The 211-nt window shown below is 51.7% G+C and carries 1 protein-coding gene; it reads left to right on the top strand.

Annotated elements, in window-relative coordinates; all coding sequences use genetic code 11:
* Positions 1-188 (top strand): hypothetical protein (locus tag HU750_RS27280; RefSeq protein ID WP_238348958.1); only part of this gene is annotated, 188 nt, incomplete at its 5' end.
* Positions 189-211 lie beyond the last annotated feature (23 nt).

Here is a 211-nt window from a genome sequence, read left to right as displayed (position 1 = left end):
AAATTTCTGAGGGCATTCCATCCTCTGGGAAATCAGCCAGCCCTTTGGACCGCGTTGTCGAGCAGAGAACAAAGTTAGTAAGCGAGTTGCTGACCCTGTGGGAGCGGGTTTGTTCTGGTCAAGTTTTTCCGGACACCGATTACGGTGATCAAGCCGCTTGCTGCTCCATGGCTATTGGCGACAGGTAGTTGTTGTAGCTGTGGAGCCTAAT

Source organism: Pseudomonas sp. SWRI50, assembly GCF_014269095.1.
GTDB lineage: Bacteria > Pseudomonadota > Gammaproteobacteria > Pseudomonadales > Pseudomonadaceae > Aquipseudomonas > Aquipseudomonas kermanshahensis.
The sequence above is the reverse complement of the archived record's forward strand: the minus strand, read 5'-3'. Positions and strand labels throughout refer to the sequence as shown.